The 16,042-nt window shown below is 64.2% G+C and carries 4 protein-coding genes; 2 read left to right on the top strand and 2 right to left on the bottom strand.

Annotated elements, in window-relative coordinates; all coding sequences use genetic code 11:
• Nucleotides 1-63 precede the first annotated feature (63 nt).
• Together V1280_RS33145 and V1280_RS33140 are read right to left on the bottom strand one after the other, a co-directional pair.
• A complete protein-coding gene (locus V1280_RS33145; RefSeq protein ID WP_334534475.1) occupies nt 64-2,295 on the bottom strand; it encodes a CHASE2 domain-containing protein in 2,232 nt (743 codons plus the stop codon).
• 162 nt (nt 2,296-2,457) lie between these two features.
• Nucleotides 2,458-13,119 (bottom strand): VCBS domain-containing protein, encoded by a 10,662-nt coding sequence (locus V1280_RS33140; protein ID WP_334534472.1) that lies wholly within the window; start codon nt 13,117-13,119, stop codon nt 2,458-2,460.
• Nucleotides 13,120-13,832: 713 nt separating this feature from the next.
• Here V1280_RS33140 and V1280_RS33135 point away from each other — a divergent pair.
• Both V1280_RS33135 and V1280_RS33130 read left to right on the top strand, forming a co-directional pair.
• Nucleotides 13,833-14,585: a transglutaminase-like cysteine peptidase gene (locus V1280_RS33135; protein ID WP_334534469.1), complete on the top strand. Its 753-nt coding sequence runs from the start codon at nt 13,833-13,835 to the stop codon at nt 14,583-14,585.
• Nucleotides 14,586-14,773: 188 nt separating this feature from the next.
• Nucleotides 14,774-15,898: a lysozyme inhibitor LprI family protein gene (locus V1280_RS33130; RefSeq protein WP_334534464.1), complete on the top strand. Its 1,125-nt coding sequence runs from the start codon at nt 14,774-14,776 to the stop codon at nt 15,896-15,898.
• Nucleotides 15,899-16,042: the final 144 nt, after the last annotated feature.

Below are 16,042 nucleotides of genomic sequence, written 5' to 3'. Positions count from 1 at the left end.
CCCGCGTTCGCGGGGACGACACTGAGTGTGTGGTGCCATTCGAGCCCACACACTCGCAGCCTCCTACTTCGTCAGCAGCGCATACGCCCCCGTCCACCCTTCCTCCGGCGGATTGACGCGAAACTCCTTGATCCGCGCTTCGTACAGATTGAACAGCTTTTCCAGCGTGTCGGCATCCTCGCTGCGGCGGCCGCGTTCGATGGCGTCCTGCGCGCCCTGCCAGTCGCGATTGCGGTAGCAGCCGAGCATCTCGATGGTGATGTTGCGCAGGCGCTGGAACGCGGCCGACTGCATCACGTCCTCGCGGCCGGCGATGGCATAGATCACCTCCGGCTCGCTCTTGCCCTTGACCATGATGAAGTCGAGCTCGAGGATCGCGAACTTGTCCTTGGCCGCGAGCGCGGTGCGGGAGCCGACGATGATCGGAAAACCGTATTCCTTGGTCTGGCCCTCCAGGCGTGAGGCCAGGTTCACGCTGTCGCCGAGCACCGAATAGTTCTTCTTCAGATCGGAGCCCATATTGCCGACCACGCCGATGCCGGTGTTGAGACCGATGCCCACGTTGAGCGGGATGTAGACGTGACCGCCATCGGCGGCTTCCTGCTCGCGCTCCTTGTTGACCACGTCGATCTTCTCGAGCATCTGGATCGCGGCCTCGCAGGCGTTGACCTGGTGCTCGGCATCGTCGAGCGGCGCATTCCAGAACGCCATGATGGCGTCGCCCATGTATTTGTCGACGTAGCCCTTCTCTTCGATGATCACGTCGGTGAGCGGCGTCAGGAAGCGGTTCATCAGCGTGATCAGGCCTTGCGGGTCGTGCTTGTAGCTTTCCGAGATGGAGGTGAAGCCGCGCACGTCGGAGAACATGATCGTCAGCTCGCGCTCCTCGCCGCCGAGCACGACTTTCTCCGGCGATTGCGCGAGCTGCTCGACCAGCACCGGCGACATGTATTGCGCGAAGATGCCGCGGATCTGCACGCGCTGCCGCTGCTCGCGCACGAAGCTCGAGAAGATGAACGTCAAATAGATCGCGGTGGTCGACAGCAGCGGATAGGTGAAGTCGATGAGGTAGCGGCGCTGCCAGTAGAAGAACCAGGACGTGCCGATCAGGACCGCGGCAAACATCGCGCCCGCGAGCACCAGCCGCACCGGCCCGAGGTTCGGCGTGAAGATGATGACGAGAATGCCGATGATCAGCGCGGCGAGCAGCTCGACGCCGAGCGCATAGTTCGGCTGGGAGATCACCGCGCCGCTCAGCACGCTTTCGAGCACCTGAGCGTGGATCTCGACTCCCGGCATGGTCGAGGACACCGGCGTGGTCTTGAGGTCGTACAGCCCGGCCGCGGAGGTGCCGATCAGCACGAGCTTGCCGGCGATCTTGCTCGGCGGCACGGTGTTGTCGAGCACGTCAGCCGCCGAGACGTAGATCGAGGGATCTTGCCGGGCATAGTGCACCCAGAGCTGGCCGTTCTCGTCGGTCGGGATCTCGACGCCCTTGAGGCGGATGGCGCGGATGCCGGTCTTGTCGGTGCGAACCAGCAGCGTCGGCGTTCCCGTGACGACCCGCAGGATCTCGAGGCTGAGCGAGGGCATGATGTTGCCCTGGGCACGCATGATCAACGGCACGCGGCGGATCAGGCCGTCGCGCTCGGTCTTGATGGAGAACAGGCCACGGCCGGCGGCGACCTTCTCGATGATGGGCACGTTGCGCAGCAGGCCGGGGAATTCGAACAGAAATTTTTCGGCGTTCTCCTCGCCGACGGTCGCGACGCCGGTGAAGGGAAGCGTCTTGTCGAGCTCGGGTCCGACCTTCGGCTGCCCGGTTTCGCCGAGGATCACGTGCGAGTGCTGGATCGCTTCCGACAAGACCTGGTCGTTGCTCGGCAGCTCGCGCAGCCTGGTGCGGGTGGCATCATCCAGATAGCGCATCTGGCCAGCGACCAGATCCGGATTGAGCCGGTCCGGTTCGGAAAACACCACGTCGAAGCCGATCGCCACCGCACCGTTGTTGGTGAGGTTGATGATCATGTCCGCGATCCGCGTCCGCGACCACGGCCATTGGCCAAACCTGGCGAGGCTCCTGTCGTCGATGTCGACGATGGTGACCGGCCGCACCGTCTTGTGACGGGGATCGACCAGCTGGAACAGGTCGAAGGTGCGCAGCCGCAACTCCTGGACCGGCGGCGGATCCCAGACCCGCAAGCCCGCAAACACGATCAGCAGCCCAAGGCACACCAGCCGCGCAAGGCCGAACTTTCGCGCAAACCACCGCCGCAGGATTTTGAGCCGTTTCATGTCAGTCGAGCTTCCTGCCGCGCATCACGTCCTCGGAGCCGATCATGGGGCCTCAGTGCGCGGTTGGCTATTCCCTGGTGGCAGAGGATTATGGATTTTTTGCCGCGGTCAGGATGCGCGTTCATCCCCGGCAAGCCGGTCGCGCGCCGGATCCGGCACCCATCAGGTGATGTGGAAGATGAAATCGCTGGCCTTGAGCGCGGCGGTCACATTCTTCAGCAACAGCTGCTCATGCTCGGTGACCGAGCTATCGCCCGTGCCAATCTGCTGCTGCCACGCAACCAGCGTATTGCCGTTCTGCTGGGTGATGCTGAGGTTGCCGATGGAGCTGACGCCCGAGAACTGGCGCAGGTCGATCCTGTCCACGCCTTCGATGAAATCGGTGATGGTGTGCGCGTAGTCGGCGACGGGATGCCCCTCGTCGTCATACCCGGCCGAGCCCGGCGCGAAGACGAACTGGTCCTTGCCGCCGCCACCGGACAGCTTGTCGCCGGTCGTCGTCGCGAAGATGACGTCCTTGCCGCTGGTGCCGTTCAGCGTGACGCCATGGCTGGCGTCGCCCTCGTTGAAGATGAAGTTGACGGTGTCGCTAAGGCCGGTGGTCTTGTCCGTCACGGTGAGCGTGATCCGGTCCTGGTCGGGCGCCGGATCGCCCGGTGTGTAGGTGACACCGTTCGCGAAACCGAGATTGATGGCATTCAACGAGCCAGAAGTCGTCGGGACATCGACGCTGCTGGCATCGGTCGAAGGCACGGGTGAGGTCGACGCCGCGACCGTGAATGTGTCGGTCGAGGCGCCCGGATCGGTGTCAATGACCGAAAGATCGGTGATGGTGTCGGTGTTGGCCTCGCCGTCATGCGAAACCAGCAGATGGCTGGTGTCGATCACTGGGCCGCGGGCGGGCGCGGTCACGCTGGTGCTGATCGTCGCAGCCTGGCCCGACACCGGCGCGGTACCGTCGGTGCTCATTGCCGTGATATCGGTCGTCGCCGTTGACGCGGAAGTCGTGATGGCGCCGGTATAGGTGTTGTCGAGGGCGTGGACGCCGAGCGGATCCGGTGCGCCGGTGAAGCCGTCGGCCGGCACGAAGCGGATCAGCGCGTCGGTGCCGAGCACCAGCGCATTCGTGTCGCTGACCGGTCCGATATCGACCCACTGACTGGTGCCGGCCACTTCGTATTGCCAGACACCCTCGGTGGCCGTGGCAGCGTCCGACGTGACCGCAATGGCGTGGAAGCTCGCGCCGTCGTCGACATCGTGGAACTTGTCGGCGAAGAGGTGGCTGACGGTGTCGCCGGCCGGATTGCTCTGGTTGCCGGCAACGGAGGCCAGCATCGTGCTGTCGAGCGTCGGCGCATCGTTGCTGCCGGCGATCGTGATGGTGATGACCTCGCCCGTGCCGGTCGCGTGACCGTCGTTGGGCACGATGGTGTATTGCAGCGAAAGCGTCTGACCCGCGGCAAGGAAGTCGAAGGCCTGGCCGCCGGAATTGAAGTCCCATGAGAACTGGGTGTGGGTGGCGGTGCCGTTGAGGATGTCGCCGGACTGCACGGTGAGATAGTTCAACAGGTCTGCGTTCGTCAGCCCGTCGATCCCGTCCGTCTGCAAGTGGCCATCGAGATAGATGCCGACGTTGGTGGCGGAGGCCGTCACGTGATCGGTGGCGTCGGCGTCGGACACGGTCAGCGTGCCGCTCTTGGTCAGCCCCGCATTGGTCTCGGCCAGGGTTGCGCTGGCGGTGTCGTTGGTCCCAGTCGTGATCACCGGCGCGTCGTTAGCGCCAGTGATCGTAATCGTGACCTGGGCCGTGTCGGTCTTGTGACCGTCGTCGAGCGTGATGGTGGACACCACCTTCACGGTCTGGTTCTCGCCGAGGAAATCCAGCGCGCTGTCGGCGATCGAATAGGTCCAGCTGACGGTGCCGTTGTTCTTGCCGGTCTGCTGAAGCGACAGCGCGTTTTCCAGCGCCGCGACCTCATCCGGCGTCAGCGCCAGAGGCGTTGTGCCATCGGCAGCGAGCCCGGTCACGACGTGGTCGGTGATCGTCGCCGTCGGCCGGTCTGTCAGGTCGATGTCGGTGAAATGGATCGTGCCGCCGGTCGGCGTCGATTGGTCCATCGTCGTCGTAGCGCCGGTGAGGGCCGGCTGCTCCGTCACGGCTGCACTCTGCGAGGTCTCGGCGGCGGCGAAGGTCGGTTTGTCGTCGGCGGCGTTGTAGGTGATCAACGTGCCGCCATGACCGTCGCTGCTGCCGGCGAAATTCGCATCGCTGTAGTCGGCGCCGGTGAGCTTCACCGTGATGTTGTGGCCATAGGCGTCGCTCACGACGAGATCGCCGGTTGCGGCGTCGTAGGTCGCCGAGGTGCCGCCGTCAAACTTGATGGTCGACAGATCGAGCTTGTCGGTCGCAGCGAACCCTGTGACCGATCCGCCGAAGTTCGACGTGTCGATCTGAAGCTCGGCACCACCGCCTGAGAAGGTGATCGTCTGCGACACAGTGGCGTTGACCTCGAGGGTCGCGCCGGCGTCGATCGCGACCGAACCAGAGCCCGACAGCGAGCCGAACAGCGTCAATGTCCCGGTGTGAACCTCGATCTCGCCGGTGTTGGTGATGATGCCGCTGATCGACGTCGTGCCCCAGCTCTCGATGTCGCTGGAATTGCCGATGGCGAACCCGGTTCCGCCCGAGATAGAGGCGCCGCTGTGGAGATCAATCTCGCCGGCATTGTCCAGCGTGGACAGCGCGCCGAACACGCTGGTCCCCGAGACCGTCCAGGTGCCGCCCGCCTCGTTGTCGAACGTGGCGCTGGCGACCGAGATGTTGCCGTTGATGTGGCCGCTGTTGTTGATCGTGATGGCGCCGCCGGTCTCGACGATCGCATAGGTCGTCGAGGTCACGCTGGCGGCGTCGGGACCGATGGTGCCGGAATTGTCGATCACCGCGGTGCCGTGCGTATTCTCCTGGATATAGATCGCCGCAGCGCCACTTGCACCCACGACCGTGCCCGTGTTGGTGTTGGAGACATGCGATGAGCCGGTCGCGCCCGTGGCGTCTTGGATGACGCTGAGGCCGGCCAGGCTGGTGCCGGTCAGGCTGCCATCATTTGTAACGGTGATGTTGCCGGTGCCGACGGCCACGGCGGATAGGCCGACCGAGCCGGTGGCCGAGCCTTCATTAGTGACGCTGACATCGCCGCCGCCCTGATTGAAGGCACCGATCGCAGCGTATGTCGAGGTGATCGACGAGCCGACGCCGGTCGTCACCGTCACATCGCCGATGCCCCAGTTGAAAGCTTCGATGCCGTAGCCGCCATTCGCCGTAATGATTGCGTCACTCTCGACGGTGACGTCGCCGTAAACCTGGTTGGAGGGCGTGTAACCGCCGTTCGGATTGTAGCCGGCAATGATGCCGCCGGGCGTCGTGTTGTTGTCGTTCAGCGTCGCTCCGGAGTTGATTGTCCCGTGCGCCTTGACGGTGATCGTGCTGCTAACGCCGCTCGCAATCGCAGTCGCGTAGTTGATCGCGACGATGCCGGAGCTGCCCGCAGCGATGCTGTCGCCCGCTGCCATGGTGACGCTGACATCGCCCTGGTCGACGCTGTAGGCGAAGATGCCATAGCCCGCTGTGCCCGTCACCGACGCATTGGTGCCGAGCGTGACGCTGACATCGCCGGAGCCGCCGCTCAGCGCCTGGGCCCTGATTCCCTGACTGGCGCCGACGACCGTGGTGCCGGCACCGTCGTTCACCGTGACGTCGCCATTGCCGTAATTGTAGGCGTGGATGCCGTAACCGCCGCTGGCGGTGACGTTGGCGTAGTTGTTGATGATGACCGATCCGTTGACGTCGGTATTCACCGCCGCGCCGGTGGTCGCGCCATTGTAGCCGGCCTGGATGCCGGCCGGCGGGTTGCCGCTCTGATTCAGGCTGCTGCCGGAGTTGATGGTCCCGTGCGCGTTGACGATGATGGTGCTGTCATTCGCGTCGAGCGAGATCGCACGATTGACGGCGACGATGCCCGAGCTGCCCGACGTGACGACGCTGCCGGCCTCGGTCGTGACCGTCTCGCTGCCGGCGCCGTAGCTGCGCGCCCGGATGCCGTAGATCGAGCTCCCCGTGATGGTGCCACCGGCGTCGATAGTGATGTCGCCGTCGCCCCTGGTCTGCGCATCGATGCCGTAGGCACCGCCGACGGCGCCGCCGAGCTGGGTGATCGAGATGTCACCGGCATTGGCGGCGTTCAAATTCTCGACGAGGACGCCGACCGAATTCGCGCCGGTGCCGGTCGCCTTGCCGGTGAGATCATTGACTGTGATAGCGCCCGCGCCGGTCGCGCTATCACGCAGCGTGATGCCGTTGCCGGCAAGACCCGTGATGTCCTTTGTCGCCGTCAGCGAGATAGCGCCGATGCCGTTCTGGGTGACGACGACGCCATTGGCTGCGCCCTTCAGCGCGCCGGTGGGCGTGAGAACGATACCGGCGGGCTTGGCGAGCGTGCCGCCAGTCGCCGTGAAGTCGAGCGCGTCGCCGCTCGACGTCGTGATATCGGCCGCGCCCGTAACCGTGAACGTGCCGCCCTTCGACGACTGCCCGGCGATGGTGCCCGTAAAGCTCTGGCCGGCAACCTTGTCGAGCTGAAGCGTATCGGTGCCGCCGGCGAAGGTCACTGTCTGCGCTGTCGCCCCCGCAAGCTCCAGCGTCGCACGGTCATCGATGACCAGCGAACCTGCGCCGGTAAGACCGCCGGAGAGGTTCAGCGTGCCCGCCTGCACCTCGATCGTGCCGGTGTTGGTGACACCGGCCGAGATCGTGTTGGAGCCGGAGACGCCATAGAGATTGCCGGAATTGCTCAGGCTGCCGCCGTTGATCGAAACGCCGGACAGATAGAGTTTCGACGTGCCGTCGACCGTGACCGTCCCTCCGTCATTGGTGACGGTCAACGTCGTGAGCTTTAGGATACCGCCGTTGAGCGCTTTGATATCGGCCGTGTTGACGATCAGATCGTAGGAGATATCGAGTTCGGCGCCACTCGCCTGGATCAGCTTGTGATTGGTGATGGTGTGGAGCACGGCCGGATCGATCGTCAGCGTGCCGCCGGTGACGGTAATCGTGCCGGTGTTGGTGATGTCGCCATTATTGAGGGCGCTCGTGCCGGTCGATTCCAGCGTGCCGGCGATTGTCACCGTGCCGCCGTCGATGATCGCACCGTTGAGATCGAGCGTCGAGCCAAGTTCGACCGAGACCGTGCCGCCGGTGTTGGCCACCGTCATCCCGTTCAGCTTCAGCGTGCCGTCGTTGATCGCGGTCAGCTTGCCCGTGTTGGTGACGGCCTCGCCATTGATGTCGAGCTCGCCGCCGTTGGCTTGAATGGTGCCACCGTCATTCGTAATCGCGGTTGCGGAGGTCGTCGCCACCAGCGCCAGAACGCCACCGAGCGCCTCGATCAGATAGCTGTTCAAGATGTTGGTGTCGGTGATCGTCGTGGAGCCGGACGAATCCAGCGTGCCTGCGACGGTGAGCGTGCCGCCGGTCAGGCTCGCGCCCGCCAGCGTCAGCTTCTTGCTCGCATCGACCTTGACGGCGCCGCCATTGGTGATCGCGGTGCCCGACACCGTCGCATCGTCGAGCGTCAGCGTGAAGCCGCTCTCGACCGTGACAGCGCCCTTGTTCAGCGTCGCATTGCCGTCAATCGTGACGTCGCCGGTGACGTCGATCGTGCCGCCCAGCGCGCCGTTATAGTTGTTGATCGTGCCGCCGGTGATCTCGGTGCCGGACAGCGTCAGCGTCTGGCCGTCGTCAACCTGGATGACGTGACCGGTGTTGGTGAGGGCATCATTGAGCAGCGTCGCGGCGCCGGCGATCTCGAGCGTGCCGGCATTGGTGATCGCGCCCTTGGCAGCCGCAGAGGCGCCCTGGATCTTGGCGCTGTCCTTAAGCTTGACGATGTTGTCGAGCTCGATGCTGGAATTGTCCGTGATCGTCGAACCCGACACGGTGACGCCGTCCAGCGTCAGCTTGGCGTCGGCCGTGACTGTAGCGACGCTGAGCGTGGCGCCGCTGTCGATCTTGCTGGCGCCCGTGACGTCGATCGTGCCGGCGCCCTTGACGGCGCCGCCGCTGATCGCGGCACCGTTCAAGGTCAGCGCGGCATGGGCATCAATGATGACGTTGCCGCTGGAATTTGCGACCGTCGAGCCCTGATCCATGGCGAGCGCGCCATTTGTCAGGACCTCGATGGTGCCGGCATTGGTGATCGCCTCGTTGTCCAGCGCGTTGCCGGTGCCGCTGATCTTGAACGCCGCGTTGTTCTTCAGGATGCCGCCGCTCAGCACGGCGCTTCCGGTCAGGTCGATCTCGCCGTTGTCGGTGACCGTGCCGGCGCCAGTGATGGTGGCGCCGTTGACCGTCAGCTTGCTGGTCGCATCGACCGTGACGTTGCCGGTGTTGGTGACGACCGAGCCCTGGTCGATCGTCAGAGCGCCGTTCGCCAGCACTTCGATCGTGCCGGCCGAGGCGTTGGTCACCGTCTCGTTGTCCAGCGCGTTGCCGGTGCCGCTGATCTTGAACGCCGCGTTGTTCTTCAGGATGCCGCCGCTCAGCACGGCGCTGCCGGTCAGGTCGATCTCGCCGTTGTCGGTCACCGTGCCGGCGCCAGTGATGGTGGCGCCGTCGGCCGTCAGCTTGCCGGTCGTATCGACCGTGACATTGCCGGTGTTGGTGACGACCGAGCCCTGGTCGATCGTCAGAGCGCCGTTCGCCAGCACCTCGATCGTGCCGGCCGAGGCGTTGGTGACCGTCTCATTGTCCAGCGCGTTGCCGGTGCCGCTGACCTTGAACGCCACGTTGTTCTTCAGCGTGCCGCCGCTCAGCACGGCGTTGCCGGTCAGGTCGATCTCGCCGTTGTCGGTCACCGTGCCGGCGCCGCTGATGCTGGCACCGTTGACCGTCAGCTTGCCGGTGGCATCGACCGTGACATTGCCGGTGTTGGTGACGACCGAGCCCTGGTCGATCGTCAGAGCGCCGTTCGCCAGCAGCTCGATCGTGCCGGTCGAGGTGTTGGTGATCGCCTCGCCGTCCAGCGCGTTGCCGGTGCCGCTGATCTTGAACGCCGCGTTGTTCTTCAGCGTGCCGCCGCTCAGCACGGCGTTGCCGGTCAGGTCGATCTCGCCGTTGTCGGTGACCGTGCCGGCGCCGGTAATGCTGGCACCGTTGACCGTCAGCTTGCCGGTGGCATCGACCGTGACGTTGCCGGTGTTGGTGACGACCGAGCCCTGGTCGATCGTCAGACCGCCGTTCGCCAGCACTTCGATCGTGCCGGCCGAGGCGTTGGTCACCGTCTCATTATCCAGCGCGTTGCCGGTGCCGCTGATCTTGAACGCCGCGTTGTTCTTCAGGATGCCGCCGCTCAGCACGGCGTTGCCGGTCAGGTCGATCTCGCCGTTGTCGGTGACCGTGCCGGCGCCAGTGATGGTGGCGCCGTTGACCGTCAGCTTGCCGGTGGCATCGACGGTGACGTTGCCGGTGTTGGTGACGACCGAGCCTTGGTCGATCGTCAGAGCGCCGTTCGCCAGCACCTCGATCGTGCCGGCCGAGGCGTTGGTGACCGTCTCATTGTCCAGCGCGTTGCCGGTGCCGCTGACCTTGAACGCCACGTTGTTCTTCAGCGTGCCGCCGCTCAGCACGGCGTTGCCGGTCAGGTCGATCTCGCCGTTGTCGGTCACCGTGCCGGCGCCGCTGATGCTGGCACCGTTGACCGTCAGCTTGCCGGTGGCATCGACGGTGACGTTGCCGGTGTTGGTGACGACCGAGCCCTGGTCGAGGGTCAGCGCACCGTTCGCCAGCACTTCGATCGTGCCGGCCGAGGTGTTGGTGATCGCCTCGCCGTCCAGCGCGTTGCCGGTACCGGTGACATTGAGGGTGCTGTTGTTCTTGAGGATGCCGTTGCTGAGCACGGCGTTGCCGGTGAGGTCGAGCTCGCCGTTGTTCGTGATCGTGCCGACACTCGGCAGCACAAAAGTGAACGTACTACCGCTGGTGTCGCTCTCGCCACGCTCGATCACCGGCGTTCCGGGGAGGACGACGATCGCGCCACCGTCGATCATCGCACCATTGATGGTCAGCTTGCTGCTGGCATCGACCTTGACGTTGCCAGAATTGTTGACGCGAGAGCCCTGGTCGATCGTCAGCGCGTCATCGGCGAACACCTCGATCATGCCGCCGGCGTTATTATAGACGATTTCTTTGGCGAACTCCACCGCACCCTTGACGTTGGCTGAGCCGAAGTTACTCAGCGTGCCGTTCTCGATCAGGCTGGTGCCGTCGAGCTCCAGCGTGCCGAGAATGGTAACGGTGCCGCCGTCGACCGTCGCGGCGTTGACGATCAGCTTGGCGCCGCCATCCACCTTGAGGGTGCCGCCCGCATTGTGGATCTCGGTCAGCGTCGCCAGCGTGCCGCCGAACAGCTCGATCGTACCGGAGTTGGTGATCGACGTCCCGCTGGCGAAATCGCCGCCGCCGTCGAGCGTCAGGTACCCGGCATTCGTGAGGACGCTCGTGCCGGAAAATTCGGCCTTGCCGCCAACCGAGATGCTGCCTGCCGCCAGATTGGTGAGCTTCGAATCGGCACCGAGCGTGAGCGTCTGGGCGATCGTCAACGAGCTCTTGTTGATCACCTCCGGGGCCTTGTGGCCGGCGATGATGTCGAAGTCGTTCATCGTCAGCGAATTTGCGAACGCGGCTGCGTCGATCGTGACGGGATAGGACGGTGTCAGCCCGTGCAACTGATCGGTGATGACGATGACGTCGTCGCTGATCGTCGGCGCGTTGCCGGTTTCCCAATTCGCGCCGTCCTTCCAGAAGCCGCCCGAAGGAGCCCCCGGCGCGTTCGTCGCGATCCACACCACGGCAGGCGCATCGGTGCCGGTGATCGTGACCGTAATGGTCTGGTCGGAGGTCGCGCCTTGCGAATCCGTGACCGTCACGGTGTAGGTCAGCGTCAGCACCTGGCCCTTCGGGATGAAGTCGGCGAGGTAGACCGGGATATCTCCGAGCGACCAATTGATCGTTCCGGTGCCAGACCCGGTGCTGTCATGACCGGACGCGATCGAGACCGAGAGATCATTGGCAAGGAAGTTGTAGATGCTCTGGGGCACAGTGCCGCCGGGCAGGACCGCGCTGAATTTGGATACCGACACGGTGTGCGTGTCGGTGAGGTCGACATCGGTGAAGGTCAGTGCGCCCGACGTCGGCACCTTGGTGGCGAGCGGGCCGCCCGGGACGCTGGTGCCGCCGGCAAAGGTGATGGTCGGGACGCTCGATGTGATCACCGGCTGGTCGTTGGTGCCGGTGATGGTAATGGTGAAGGTTTGGGTGGCGAATTCATTGTTGACGGTGAAGTTGTTGTCGACACGGATCGTGTAGGTCAGCGTCAACGTTTCGCCGGCTGCGAGAAAATCGAAGGCGTGGTCTGGAATGCTGTAAGTCCAATGCACCGAGCCGTTATTGGCGTTGAGAGCATCCGGAACGGCCGTGATGACGATCTCGGTCGCCGCGATATCGGCCTTCTGAAGGTCCGACAATCCCGCGGTGACATCCTGCTGGCCGGCATTCTGGTAGGTAAAGGACGTGAAAGTGATCTGCCCCGTCGGCCGATCGCCGATATTGAGATCGAGGAAGGTAAAGAAGCCGCCGACCGTGTCCAGATCCGCGGTATCGTCCGTGTGGCCGGCGCGCTCGGTGAGGGAGAACGCCGTCTTCGGATTGCCGTTTTGATCGAGGCTCGCCACCAATGGCTTGCCGGGAATGCGGTCGCCCCCCTTGTCCGCCCCACCTTGCCCAGAGCCGTTACCAGTGTTGACGGTGTTGGTGAGGGTCGCGGTCGCTATGGCGCCGGTGTCCGTCTTGGCAAAGACGAGGTTGCCGCTCTGCGTGATCGTGTCGGTGAAGTTCGTGGTCAGCTTGGTGTTGGTGTTGTTGTCGGTGAACTTCAGCGTGAACACGTCCGTGATCAGCTTCTGCACGTCCGGCGACAGCAGCCCGTTGGTGATCGAGACGTTGCCGCCGCTGATCTGGATCATCTGGCCGGCCTGGTTGACCGTCGCGATCGGCAGCAGGGTCAGCTTGTCGAACAGGATGTAGGAGCCGGTGGTGCCGTTCGGCTCGACCAGCACCTGGAAGTTCGCCTGCGGCTGCGGATCGCCGCCACCGGAAGGAACGACGAAATTGATCTCGGTCAGCACCGCCGTGCCACGGATGCCCATGGTGGCCACCGGCGTATCGATCTTCATGTCGCCGTGCTTGGCGGTCTCGCCGGCGACGAAGGTGATGGTGCCAGCGACCAGGCTGAGCAGCGAGGAATTGTTCGACCCGTTGGGGTCGTAGACCATCTCGTTCAGCACCATCCGCGCGTTGGAGGACAGGCCGAACACGGTGCCGTCGATGAAGGTGACGCCGAGCGTCGAGTCCGAACCGGTCGAGACCACGTCGCCCTTCTCGACGTTGTCGCCGTTGTTCAGGATGACCGAGACGCCGTTGCGGACCGCGGTCGCGCTGCCGGCCAGCTTGGTGACGTGGCCGATGACCTGCGCCGCGGCGGCACCAGGCGCGGCCTGCGCAACCTGGACGTAACCCGTGAGCGCGCTAACGATGTCGCCGGTGAGGTGGGCGCCGTCGGGCGAGGCGATCGCCGCGCGCTTGTCGCCCCTGAAATAATCGTGAACGACGAACTCATGGCCGTCGTGCGACAGCACGAGATCGACACCCGTGCGCTTGAACTCGCCGTTGAAGATCAGGTTGGGGTCGGCAATGACGACCGCGCCTTCGGGCACGTGGCCATGCGCTTTGGCAGTAAATGAATCGACATGATGGCCATTCGATTGGCCATCAGGGGAGAGCGCGGCGTCAAATTTGCCAGCGTAATTCAACCGGGCACCGTAAAAAGGGTTAAAATCTAAGTAAGTATCCACCGCCTAAGCTTGCATAGCATTACCAAGTCCTTAGCGAAACCGTCTATTGCTTGTGTGATTTCCCATCACTTGGCCGCCCACGACTATGCCTACGGCGACATCCACAGATTAGCTGAAGTATTTTTTCGAATATTTCGCAGTTGAATCAGCTTATTGCGCACATTTCAAGTCATCAAAAGTAATCAGCCGTAGGGATTTGACAGCAGATACTTGTGTCATCTTTTCTTCGTAGTCCCCCGCGACATCCTGCGGCAAATACGGAGTTAAATCTGTGATCCAACTAACAGAGCCCGTGAAATAGCGGGTCGTTAGCCATAGGCGAAGATTCGGCCCGTCGACAACTTCGGCCTGTAATTTGATCTGTTTCGCGGCATCGCGGCAACACTTAGCCGGCGAATCGTAAAATTTTACGCAATTTGGCCAAGCCCGGTTCAGCCTGCCCCACGGTTTCGGCGCGCCGCCCAAGCGCGTTAAGCAGAACAAAACGGCCCACCTCGCACTATCTCCGCGAAAGCAACAAGCCCGGCACGTTGAGGTCGAGGGGGACCTGGCGAAGCCGGATAAGGGGATGTCAGATGGAGACCGCTGCTCGCTCGCGCGCCTGGCGCGCTATCCTTGTCCTGTGCGGATTGATCCTGTTCGGATCGGCCGCCGACCTTCGTGCCGGCACATTGCTGTCGCCGGGCGCGGGCATACTCGTGCGCAAATCGGCCGAGCCGTTCGGCGTGTTCGCCTTCGCCATTTCCACCGGTGGCCTGCGCCAGAAATGGTTCGCGCTGAAAGAGAAGCTCGATGACGACATGGTGCAGCTCGCGCTGTGCGACGGCGACCGCGACAATTGCGCCTCACCCGCGGCGCTGAAACTGCTCGCCATCGTCGACCAGGCCCGCACCCGCGACGGTCGCGCGCTGCTCGGCGAGACCAACCGCGCCATCAACCTCGCCATCCGCGCCGAAAATGACGGTGCCGAGGACATCTGGAGCTCGCCGCTCGAGACCTTCGAGCGTGGCGCCGGCGATTGCGAGGATTACGCCATCGCCAAGCTCGCTGCGCTGCGGCTTGCAGGTGTCGCCGCGGAGGACCTTCGCCTCGTCGTGGTGCGCGACACCCGTAACGGCGAAGGCCATGCGGTTGCCTCGGCAAAGCTCGACGGCCACTGGCTGATGCTGGACAACCGCCGCATGGCCATGGTCGAGGATGACGACGCGCGCGACTACCAGCCGCTCTACGTGCTCTATCAATCCGCCGTGCTGAAATATGTCGGCGAACCGGTGCGGGGCGAGAGCCAGCGGGTGTCGATGGTGTCGGCCGAGGCCGAGGCGCGGTGATCTCTCCGTAGCCTCGTAGCCCGGATGGAGCGCAAGCGAAATCCGGGTCTCTCACCGCGCGCACCGCTCCCGGATTGCGCTACGCTCCATCCGGGCTACCGACCTCACACCGGCGACCCGCCACAAATCCATTTCGCCGCACGATCCAGGGCGCTAGCATGGTCACGACCATGCTAGGGACAATTGGAATGCGGTTGATCGTGATGACTGCGCTTGCGCTGCTGGCTTGGCCGGCAGCATCAGGCTTCGCGCAATCCGGCGCATCCGATCGCTCCGTTGCCGACAGGCTACCGCTGTTCGCGGGGAATAACTGCCAGCAGATCCGCGACCCCGGCAATCAATTGTTCTGCGGTGACGCCGAGCTGTCCGCCGCCGCCGAGAAGCTCAACACCGCCATCGAGACGCGGCTCGCCCGCCTGCCCGATCGCCTGCCTGGCATCGAAGAGAACGCGATCTGGATCCGCCAGCGTAATCTCGGTTGCGGCATCGTCGGCCAGACCGCGATCCGCACTGAGGATTTCGACCGGGTGAAGGCCTGCCTTCTCAAGGTGACCGAGGATCGCGCCACGATCGTGCGCGATCCGGATTTCGACTGTCTTGCGGCCAACACCGCGGCCGGCGCGCTGATCTGCGCGGACCCGTCGCTGGCGCTGACCGAGACCGAGCTCAACAGCCAGGTGCTTGGCCTGATCGGCAGGCTGGACCCGACCGCCGCACGCTTTGCCTTCGCCGAATACGGCCGCTGGACCCGCGAGCGCGATCGCAAGTGCAATCTGGTCGGCAAGGAGAACGTGCCGCTTGCGGAGCTCGAGGCCGCGGAAGATTGTCTCGCCGATTATCTCAAGCGCAAGACCGACGAGATCGCCGCCGCCAGGGGCGATCCGAAGAAGGTGTTCGGCCGCCAGGTCGCAGCCAGGGAGCCCGACACCGATGCCGTCGATTTCTGCGCCGCGCGCATCCACGCCGCCAATTCGTGCGGCAATTTCCTCCGCATCAACCGCGTCTACGCACTCGACAGCCAGGTGACCGATCAGGAGGCGCAGGTCACCGGCGAGATCGAGATGGTGGTGCTGGCGCCGTTCACTGCCTGCAGCAAGGTCGCCACCACCTGCACCGGTACCTGCTGGGACCTCAGCACCGGCCGCCCGCAACCGGGAGCCGCCAACAAGGAGCGCTCCGCAGCGGCCTTCAACGTCACGCGCCGCCTGCGAGTCCAGCGGACCTTTGCTTTCGTGAAAGCCGCCGACGGCTGGCGCTGCCGCGAAGACGAACTGGCGCCGGTGAACTCGGGCACCGCAGGCGGGGGGTCGTAGGCCGTCTTCTTGCTTCTCCTCTTGCGGGAGAAGGTGGCGCGAAACGCCGGATGAGGGGTTCTCTCCGCTTGCTGCACTGCTCGTGAGGATGGATACCCCTCACCCGGCTCGTCGCTTCGCGACGAACCACCCTCTCCCGCAAGG

The organism is Bradyrhizobium sp. AZCC 2230 (genome assembly GCF_036924495.1).
Taxonomy (GTDB): domain Bacteria; phylum Pseudomonadota; class Alphaproteobacteria; order Rhizobiales; family Xanthobacteraceae; genus Bradyrhizobium; species Bradyrhizobium rifense.
The sequence above is the reverse complement of the archived record's forward strand: the minus strand, read 5'-3'. Positions and strand labels throughout refer to the sequence as shown.

Excerpts from the sequence above, each read along its gene's own strand:
- V1280_RS33145 (WP_334534475.1), bottom strand. The coding sequence starts at position 2,295 with ATGAAACGGCTCAAAATCCTGCGGCGGTGGTTTGCGCGAAAGTTCGGC.
- V1280_RS33130 (WP_334534464.1), top strand. The coding sequence starts at position 14,774 with ATGCGGTTGATCGTGATGACTGCGCTTGCGCTGCTGGCTTGGCCGGCA.
- V1280_RS33135 (WP_334534469.1), top strand. The coding sequence starts at position 13,833 with ATGGAGACCGCTGCTCGCTCGCGCGCCTGGCGCGCTATCCTTGTCCTG.